Annotated in this window: 8 protein-coding genes and 1 pseudogene; 8 read left to right on the plus strand and 1 reads right to left on the minus strand. The window is 42.0% G+C overall.

Going from position 1 to position 9,757, the window contains the following annotated elements; translation table 11 throughout:
• The first annotated feature begins 31 nt into the window (after positions 1-31).
• From AC4HAL_RS09440 to AC4HAL_RS09470, 7 genes and pseudogenes are all read left to right on the plus strand, one after another.
• Positions 32-1,399: an acetyl-CoA carboxylase biotin carboxylase subunit gene (locus AC4HAL_RS09440; protein ID WP_491093969.1), complete on the plus strand. Its 1,368-nt coding sequence runs from the start codon at positions 32-34 to the stop codon at positions 1,397-1,399.
• 8 nt (positions 1,400-1,407) lie between these two features.
• Positions 1,408-2,271, plus strand: a complete 864-nt coding sequence (accD, locus tag AC4HAL_RS09445) for an acetyl-CoA carboxylase, carboxyltransferase subunit beta (RefSeq protein ID WP_491093970.1) — start codon at positions 1,408-1,410, stop codon at positions 2,269-2,271.
• Positions 2,268-3,038: an acetyl-CoA carboxylase carboxyl transferase subunit alpha gene (locus AC4HAL_RS09450; protein WP_491093971.1), complete on the plus strand. Its 771-nt coding sequence runs from the start codon at positions 2,268-2,270 to the stop codon at positions 3,036-3,038. The genes accD and AC4HAL_RS09450 overlap by 4 nt, the downstream gene beginning before the upstream one ends.
• Positions 3,039-3,089: 51 nt before the next feature.
• The gene (locus AC4HAL_RS09455) at positions 3,090-3,716 is read left to right on the plus strand and encodes an HI_0552 family protein (RefSeq protein WP_491093972.1); all 627 of its coding nucleotides are present in this window, start codon (positions 3,090-3,092) and stop codon (positions 3,714-3,716) included.
• 16 nt (positions 3,717-3,732) lie between these two features.
• Positions 3,733-4,418: pseudogene (locus AC4HAL_RS09460) on the plus strand (DNA alkylation repair protein).
• A 219-nt stretch (positions 4,419-4,637) separates the two neighbouring features.
• On the plus strand, positions 4,638-4,868 hold the full coding sequence (locus AC4HAL_RS09465) for a Blp family class II bacteriocin (RefSeq protein ID WP_491093973.1): 231 nt from the start codon (positions 4,638-4,640) through the stop codon (positions 4,866-4,868).
• A 518-nt stretch (positions 4,869-5,386) separates the two neighbouring features.
• Positions 5,387-6,457, plus strand: coding sequence for a DUF6568 family protein (locus AC4HAL_RS09470; RefSeq protein ID WP_491093974.1), 1,071 nt, complete (start codon positions 5,387-5,389; stop codon positions 6,455-6,457).
• 526 nt (positions 6,458-6,983) lie between these two features.
• Here AC4HAL_RS09470 and serS read toward each other — a convergent pair.
• Positions 6,984-8,264 carry a serine--tRNA ligase gene (serS, locus tag AC4HAL_RS09475; protein WP_491093975.1) on the minus strand — a complete coding sequence of 427 codons (1,281 nt, stop codon included), beginning with the start codon at positions 8,262-8,264 and terminating at the stop codon, positions 6,984-6,986.
• Between the two features lie 288 nt (positions 8,265-8,552).
• Here serS and AC4HAL_RS09480 point away from each other — a divergent pair, with 288 nt between their 5' ends.
• The gene (locus tag AC4HAL_RS09480) at positions 8,553-9,614 is read left to right on the plus strand and encodes an acyltransferase (RefSeq protein ID WP_491093976.1); all 1,062 of its coding nucleotides are present in this window, start codon (positions 8,553-8,555) and stop codon (positions 9,612-9,614) included.
• Positions 9,615-9,757 lie beyond the last annotated feature (143 nt).

The raw sequence follows: 9,757 nt of genomic DNA on the forward strand, positions 1-9,757 counted from the left end.
GTTTAAAATTTTGCAGGAGAAAGACAGATAAATGTTTAAGAAAATTTTGATTGCCAATCGTGGTGAAATCGCAGTGCGTATCATCCGTGCAGCACGTGAACTGGGTGTTGAAACCGTTGCAATCTACTCAGAGGCTGATAAGGAAGCTCTGCATGTCCTCCTTGCTGATGAGGCAATCTGCGTTGGGTCAGCCCGTTCAACAGATTCTTATCTTAATATGAATGCTGTCCTGTCAGCAGCCATCGTTACAGGAGCACAGGCTATCCATCCAGGTTTTGGATTCTTAAGTGAGAACTCAAAATTTGCCACTGTGTGCGAGGAGATGAACATTAAGTTTATTGGACCTTCTGGTAGTGTCATGGATAAGATGGGCGATAAAATCAATGCACGCGCTGAAATGATTAAGGCCAATGTTCCGGTTATTCCGGGATCAGACGGTGAAGTTGTTACGGCCGAAGACGCCCTTAAAATCGCTGATAAAATTGGCTATCCTGTTATGCTCAAAGCTTCTGCTGGCGGCGGTGGAAAAGGAATTCGCAAGGTAGAAAAGGCTGAGGATCTAGTTTCAGCCTTCGAATCAGCATCGCAAGAAGCCCTAGCTGCCTTTGGTAACGGTGCGATGTACATCGAAAAGGTTATCTACCCAGCCCGTCATATTGAAGTTCAAATCTTGGGAGATGCTTACGGTAATATTATCCACCTAGGGGAACGTGACTGCTCACTCCAGCGCAACAATCAGAAAGTACTAGAGGAAAGTCCTTCTATTGCTATCGGAGCCACCCTACGTAAAGAAATGGGGGCAGCGGCCGTTCGTGCTGCCAAGGCTGTTCAGTATGAAAATGCTGGCACAATTGAATTTTTACTGGATGAAGTGACAGGTCATTTCTACTTCATGGAAATGAATACGCGGATTCAGGTCGAGCATCCTGTAACCGAGTTTGTAACCAGTGTCGATCTGGTCAAAGAACAGATCCGCATTGCTAGCGGTGAAGAACTTTCTCACCATCAAGAAGACATTCAGATTACGGGGCATGCTATTGAATGTCGCATCAATGCAGAAAATCCTAAGTTTAACTTTGCGCCAAGTCCAGGTAAGATTACCGATTTGTACCTGCCTGCAGGCGGTGTCGGTATACGTGTGGATTCTGCTGTTTATCATGACTATACGATTCCACCTTATTATGATAGTATGATTGCTAAGATTATTGTCCATGGTGAGAACCGTTTTGATGCCTTGATGAAGATGCAGCGCGCTTTGTATGAGTTAGAAATTGATGGTGTACTAACCAATGCTGATTTTCAACTGGACTTGATTTCAGATAAGCATGTGATTGCTGGAGATTACGATACAGCATTCTTGATGGAGACCTTCTTACCAGCATATAATCAAGAAGATTAGGAGAATTTATGGCCTTATTTGGAAGAAAAGACAAGTACATCCGTATCAATCCCAATCGTTCGTTAAGGACTCCTGAACAGACCAAGCCTGAGGTGCCGGATGAATTATTTGCTAAATGTCCAAGCTGTAAGCATGTTATCTATCAGAAGGACCTAGGGGCAGAGAAAATCTGCCCTTCTTGTGGCTATAATTTCCGTATCTCGGCACCTGAACGCTTAGACTTGACTGTAGATCAAGGTAGTTTTGAAGAAATGTTCACAGGTATTGATACCAAGGATCCCCTGAATTTCCCAGGCTATAGCGATAAACTAGCAACAGTTAAGGAAAAGACAGGACTTGATGAGGCTGTTATGACTGGGACTGCTGAGATTCAAGGGCGTAAGATTGCTCTTGGAATCATGGATCCTAACTTCATCATGGCCAGTATGGGGACGGTTGTTGGTGAAAAATTGACGCGACTCTTTGAGTATGCAACAGAGCATAGTTTACCCGTTGTTGTCTTCACGGCTTCAGGTGGTGCCCGTATGCAAGAAGGTATCATGAGTCTTATGCAAATGGCTAAGATTTCTGCTGCCGTCAAACGTCATTCTAATGCTGGTCTCTTTTATCTAACGGTTCTGACAGATCCTACAACTGGTGGTGTCACAGCTAGTTTTGCCATGGAAGGGGATATAATTATTGCTGAACCACAGACTTTAATTGGTTTTGCTGGCCGCCGTGTGATTGAGACAACGGTGCGTGAACAGCTGCCTGATGGTTTTCAAAAGGCAGAATTCCTTTTAGAACACGGCTTTGTAGATGCTATTGTCAAACGTACAGAAATGAAAGAAACCATTGCTAAACTCGTTGCATTTCACGGAGGGGCCAAATGAGTGATGTTGCACGTATTTTAAAAGAAGCGCGTGATCAAGGTCGTTTGACAGCTCTTGATTATGCCGAACAGGTATTCGATGATTTTATGGAATTACATGGAGACCGTTATTTTGCAGATGATGGAGCGATTATCGGTGGATTGGCTCGTTTGGATGGTCGACCTGTCACTGTAATCGGTATCCAAAAAGGGAAAAACCTCCAGGACAATCTCAACCGCAATTTCGGTCAGCCTAATCCTGACGGTTATCGCAAGGCTTTGCGCTTGATGAAGCAGGCTGAAAAATTTGGGCGTCCAGTGATTACCTTTATTAATACAGCAGGAGCATATCCAGGTGTTGGTGCTGAAGAGCGCGGACAGGGTGAAGCTATCGCTCGCAATCTGATGGAAATGAGTGACCTCAAAGTTCCTATCATTGCTATCATCATTGGCGAGGGAGGGTCTGGCGGAGCCCTAGCTCTTGCTGTAGCTGATAAGGTTTGGATGCTGGAACATACCATCTATGCTATTCTCAGCCCTGAAGGTTTTGCTTCAATTCTTTGGAAAGATGGCTCCCGTGCTACGGAAGCTGCTGAGCTCATGAAACTAACTGCTGGTGAACTTTACAATATGGATATTGTTGATAAGGTTATTCCAGAACATGGTTATTTTTCAAGTGAAATTGTTGAGATGATCAAGAATAACCTCATCGAAGAAATTAAACATCTCAGTCAGCTCCCTCTTGAAGATTTGTTGGAGCAGCGCTATCAGCGCTTTAGAAAGTACTAGTAAAAGCCCTTGAATAGGGCTTTTTGGCTATTATACGAAAAGGAAAAAGTGATGTATGAAAAACTAAATGCCTACCTCGCCTATCAAGGCTTTAAATACGTTAAACCAGAAAAAGCTGGTCCTCTAGCCGGTGAAATGACAGAGCTCAAAGTGCTGGGGCAAGGCGCCCGCTCAGAATTTACAGGTATTGCTAAACATCTGGCTGATAAAGTAGCCCCTTTTGAAATGACTCGAGTCAGTAACTGGGCTAATCAGGCGCAAGTAGCCCGTCCGCATTTTTGGTGCTATTTCAAACAGCCTCAGGACCATCCGGATGATGTTGGATTGGCTATCCGTCTCTATGGACAAAAAGACGATTTTGGTATCTCGGTGGAGGTCAGCTTTGTGGAGCGCAAAAAATCAGAAGATACCTTGTCCAAACAAAACAAGATCTTGACAGTGCCAATTGCTGAACCTCTTTACTATTTTGCCCAAGAAGATGGTGTTAGCCGTAAAGTAGAGGGCAATGAAGAAAACCGAGTTAAATTGCAAGAGGCTGTCGAATCAGGAACCGTCCGAAAGGTACTGGTCAAATATGATATTCCTATAGAAATGGAATCGTCTCTAGATTCGCTAACAGATCAGCTGTCTCTGGGGTTTGATCGAGTTCTACCTTATTATGATGCAACGAAAAACTAGAATTTACAAAGAAATAATGGATTATAAAGAATTAAAGGCTCTTTTTGAAGTCCATCAAAATGTTGAAAATGCCCTTGCCATGGCTAAATATATGCGCAATCAGTTTTGTTTTTATGGTGTGAAAACAGCTGATCGAAGAGCTCTTTACAAGGATTTTCTAAAAGAAGCAAAGAAAAAACAAATACCAGACTGGCAGCTCTTGGATCAATGCTACGAGGATAGCCACCGAGAACTCCAGTATTTTGTTTATGACTACCTGCTGGCACTGAACAAGTATTTAACCTATGAGGATATTGCGCATGTCCGTTACAATATCAAAACCAAGCCGTGGCGGGACACCATTGATTTTCTGTGCAAGGTAATCGGCAGTATTGGCTTGAGAGATGACAGGTGGCTCCTCTAATGTTAAATTGGTCGCAGGATGAAGAAATTTGGATCAGAAGGACGTCCATCGAGCATCAGCTTAGTCTAAAAGAAGAGACCGATAGAAACCTACTGGAAAAAATTCTCCTTAACAATTTCGGCGGCCAGGAATTTTTCATCAATAAAGCTATAGGCTGGGCCTTGCGGGATTATTCGAAGACCAATCCAGATTGGGTCAGGCGGTTCATCGAGAAATATGGAAATCAAATGTCTTCCTTAAGCGTAAAAAAAGGCAGACGGTTATTAGGATGTCTGGCTTTTTCCCATGTTCATAGCTAGTAATAATATCGACAGTTTTTCATTAATAGCAGAACTAGCATAATCTGTGGTATTATCTTCATTTGAAATTAAAAATTCTTTTTCTTTAAGGGGCAGTAACGTAAGTATTTAGTTTCATTAACAATGACCCTTTAGGGGTTCACAGGCCAGCTAAAAAAATTTATAATAACGACTGTCAGGTAAAAAACTGGCAAATAAAAATAAAAGAGGTATAATCTTATGACAACTCAAACATTGGAACAATTTGACGCAATGACTACTCAAGAACTGGCTGCTATTGAAGGTGGCGGTTGGTTAAAATGTGGACTTGGTACAGTTGGAGGAGCACTAACTGGAGGAGTTGCTGGCGGTGCTGTGGGAACCGTTACGTTACCTATTGTTGGCACGGTATCTGGATCTGCTGCTGGTTTTTGGGGTGGTGCAGCAACCGGTGCAGCCACATTCTGCTAAAATTTCTCATAATCCATGAAATGGAATTATTTGGAGTAGGGTAATTATTATGGATAAGAAAAAAGTAGTTTCAACTATCATATCTACAGGATTTCTTATAGTGTCTGTATCTAATTTTTTTAGAGAGTTAACCCCACTACTTTTCACTTTGAATATTATTGGATTTTCCTGTTTCCTGTTATTGGTATCTGTCAATATTAAAAGAATTGTTTTAAAAAAGTGATTTTATCCGAACCAGTCAGGTAATGCTGTACAAGGTTGCCTTGCAACAGCAGGAGGTATAGTTTATCTTGGGTATGTTTTAGAACAGATGCCCTTGAGTGGAAGTGTCTGGTGGTAATGCTGCCCTGCATTGACTATTAAAACTGGTATTAGCTAAGTTTTCAAAAAATTAGATTTATTCAGTAATACCGTTTGGCAGAATTGACTTACAAAGCAAAGAGAGAATAGTAATGCTATCTCTCTTTTTTAACAATAACTATCCACAGTAAAGATTATGGTAAAGGGAGTTAATTTGTATGAAGAAAACCTATTTAAAAAGAGTATTATTAGTATCTGCGCTTGTCTTGAGCGTTTCTACAACAGCGGCTTATGCGGATGAAACGACCGCAGATAATGCCCCTGCTTCCCCAGCATCGGCTGCTCAGCAGAGTAGGCCTGTGGCTGATGCGGCAAAACCTGCCGATTCAACACCGGCAGAAAAGGAAGAGTCAGAAGCACAAAACCCTGACGTCCAAAAAGCATCGGATGCTAACAAGTCTGACGCTAATCCTGCGGCAAATAATGCAGCTGCAAATACCACCAGTGCTGATAACACAGCCGCTGCACAGGAACAGGGAGCTGCAGGCAATCCTCAGCCTCAAACCCCTGCGCCTAATACAGCTGCTGCAGAAAATGAAGAGGAGATTACCTCGATCACACCAGAGCAGTACGAAGCTAATGTTGCTAACTTCAACAAGGTTTCAATGGCCGATGTCTACCAAATGTTTACGCAGGACGGTAAAGAGCATACTCTCTACCTTGGCCGTCCTACCTGTCCTTACTGCCGTCGTTTCTCACCAGAGGTTAAAAACTTCAATGACCTCATTGGCGGGCAGTTAGAATATTTTAATACAGATTCTCCTGATTATGATGACGCTGCCCGTAATTATATCCGTAATACAGTCGGTGTCCCAGGTGTTCCAGCGGTTCTGTATATCAAGGATGGTAAACTGATCTCAGGAGTAGCAGACAGTACCTTGACTGCTCAAGAAGTTTATCAGCGTTTGTATGTAGATCCTCAGCAGCAAAACAATAATAATGCTCAGCAGCAAAACAATAGTAATGCGCAACCAGCTGGTGATCCTTCTCTAAACAATCGTTCTAGCCAAAGTGGTCAGTCTAGCATGCTAGATCCTGTTTCGGTCTCTTCTCAAAAAGCGGCCGTGGCTTCTCAGACTAGCCGCTCTGCCTCAACTGATCCAAAGGCAGCAGCTAATCTTCCTAAAACAGGTCAAGCTCAAAATCATCTTTCCTTTTATGGTTATGTGATGCTTTTACTAGCAGCCCTAGCAACAATTGTTATCAAGAAAAAAGAAAACGACTATTGATAATTCTATGGCAGAACCAACCCAACTTTCTTAAAAAACTAGTTAGTTGTCGTATAAAATGCCTTTTATTGAAAGAAAAGAACCGGTTATTGCAAAAAAAGCGGACTTGTAGCAACCGGACTTACTCTATCAGACAGATGGTTTATGATGCAACAACAATACTATCAGTCTTGGGACTATTATTATAAAGGATAAGAATAGTGAAAAGACAGATATTTAATTTAGACAAGCATCTCAATTCATTAACAGAATCTGAACTGTCTAATATTATTAGCGGAAGGGGATGGGATACTTGCCTAGATTAAGAGGATATCAGATAAAAGATATTATTTATCTTGAACCTGGAGAAGAGCAGAGATTTTCAAATCCATTTTCAAGGATGTGAATTCTAAGCTGTGTTACGAAGGGTTTCTATAAGAAAAGTAAAGATGGAGCAGTTGCTTGCTCCATCTTTTTTTGTAAACTTTGTAAGCGTCTGATTAAAAAAACAGACTTCCAAATTTGGAAATCTGCTTGAACTAGCTTATTAATGGTTATCAGCAATAAGTTCAACACCACCCATATAAGGTCGGAGAACTTCAGGGATAGTGACAGAACCGTCTTCATTTTGATAGTTCTCAAGAATGGCTGCGACTGTGCGACCGACAGCCAATCCTGAACCATTGAGGGTGTGGAGGAGCTTAACCTTGCCATCAGCTTCGTCGCGGTAGCGAATCTGTGCACGACGCGCTTGGAAGTCTTCACAGTTAGAGCAGGAAGAGATTTCCCGGTAGGTATTTTGCGCTGGAATCCAGACTTCAAGGTCATAGGTCTTAGCAGCTGAGAAGCCCATGTCGCCAGTGCAAAGTGTAATCACACGATATGGGAGTTCCAATTTCTGAAGGATGTTTTCGGCATTAGCCACCATCAGCTCTAATTGATTATAAGAATCCTCTGGTTTAGCAAATTTCACCATCTCAACCTTATGGAATTGGTGCAGACGAATGAGACCACGGGTATCGCGACCAGCAGAACCAGCTTCTGAGCGGAAGGATGGACTCATAGCGGTAAATTTAACAGGCAGCTCCCTACCGTCGATGATCTCGTCGCGGTAAAAGTTGGTCAAGGGCACCTCAGCTGTCGGAATTAGGACATAATCCGTATCGGCTAGCTCAAACGTATCCTCTTTGAATTTCGGATACTGGCCAGTACCAAACATAGAATCGTGGTTGACCATATATGGTGGAATCATTTCGGTGTAGCCTTCTTTGGAATGTTCATCCAACATGAAGTTATAGATAGCACGTTCTAAGCGGGCCCCCAGACCTTTATAGAAAAGAAAGCGTGACCCGGTAACTTTAGCACCGCGTTCCCAATCTAGAATATTAAGGTTTTCACCAAGATCCCAGTGAGCCTTGATATCAAAGTCAAAATCACGCGATGTCCCCCAGCGGCGAACCTCGACATTGTCATCTTCATCAGCTCCTACAGGAACGTCATCAGCAGGAATATTGGGAAGAGTCGTGATAAATTCATCGACCTTACTGTCAAACTGAGCTAATTCAGCATCAATAGCTTTGATGTCAGCTGAGACCTTTTGCATGGCGGCGATTTGCTCCTGAGCATCTTCCTTATTGCGCTTGGCTTGTGCGATAGCAGCAGAAGCAGTGTTACGTTCAGCTTTGAGCTCTTCAGATTTAACAATAAGAGCCCGGCGTTTAACGTCCAGCTCGTGCAGCTGGTTTAAGGTTTCTTGAGCCACGCCGCGGCTGGCCAGTTTCTCAGCTACGGTGTCGAAATCAGTACGAATGCGTTTTAAATCTAACATAATCGATCCTTTCCAGAAATAAAAACACCAAATGTTTGGGGCTGGGGCGCTTGCGCGCGGTTCCACCCAGCTTCACATTCAGTGCACTTTTAATATTAACAAAATTCATAAACGGTAGAATTTCAGACTATTCCCTTGTCTGCTCGCAGCAAGCGCAGACTCTCTGCAAAGATCCTAATCCTACTTATCCGTTGCCCTTATTATATAAGAAAATAGCTGAAAAGTAAACTTAAACTTTGTAAAGCCTTTGATAAATGTCTTAAATGAACTTATGCTAGAATATCTTACATGAAGTTGAAACAAGAAAGAAATTTGGGAATTGATCTCCTGCGGATTTTTGCCATGCTCATGATTATTGTGACTCATATCCTAGGCAAGGGTGGTATTCGGGATGAAGTTGATGGATCAACAGATATTTACTATTGGACGACTTGGTTGATTCAGGTGACAGCCTATGGGGCTGTTAATTGCTATGCTCTTATCAGTGGCTATGTCGGGATCCATTCTCATTATAGATACTCCAAGGCGGTCTTGTTATGGCTGCAGGTTATTTTTTACACTCTGGGCTTTGGACTCGTATTCACTCTGACCGGTCAGGATGTTACTAAGCAAGATTGGCTGTCAGCTTTTTTTCCAGTTATCAAAGGGCAATATTGGTATATCACAGCCTACTTCGGCCTATTGGTATTTATGCCCTTGCTCAATATTGGTTTATCAAAGATTAGCAATCGAGATTTAAAATACATTGTTATTGTTGCTATCTTTTTCTTTTCTGTTATGCCTGCTCTTTTCAATACTAGGGTTGATGAATTTTCTTTCGACCGTGGTTTTAGTATGAACTGGTTGACGGTACTTTATATTATTGGTGCTTACCTCAAACGTCTTGATCTTGTTCGCCTATTTAGGGAACGAACACTTGCTCTCATCTTTGCAGTATCTATCGCTGTAACTTTTGTGATGAAATTTATTATGGGGGATATCTGGTATTGGTACACCTCGCCTAGCCTATTAGCTGGATCACTTGCCATTTTTATTTGGTTTGAAACACGCTCCATCAAACGAAAAGGCCACTTTGCTAGATTAATTCAATTTTTTTCTCCAACGACTTTAGGGATCTATCTCGTCCATCTCAACCCTCTTTTAGTAAGGTTTTGGCTCAAGGATATTTTTGTTCCTTTTGTTGATTTCCCCATTGTCTTATTCCCTCTTATTATTTTAGGAACAGCTCTTCTAATTTTTGTCGTGTCAGGCCTTATTGAAAAACTGCGCTTGCATTTATTTCAATCTCTTAAAATTCCAAAGCTAGTTAATAAAATAGACAGCCTCTTTCCCTTCGCCCGTTATTACTAAAAAAACGCTCCAGTGGAGCGTTTCAGACCGAAGACAAACTTCTTTTTGGGAGTTTGTCTTTTTTTAAAAATTCTCTAGAAAAATATGGCCTGAGGTGACAATAACTAAGGTATTTACTTGAATTTGGTCAAAATAAAAAGGCC

It is taken from the genome of Streptococcus sp. ELY_125, assembly GCF_058314535.1.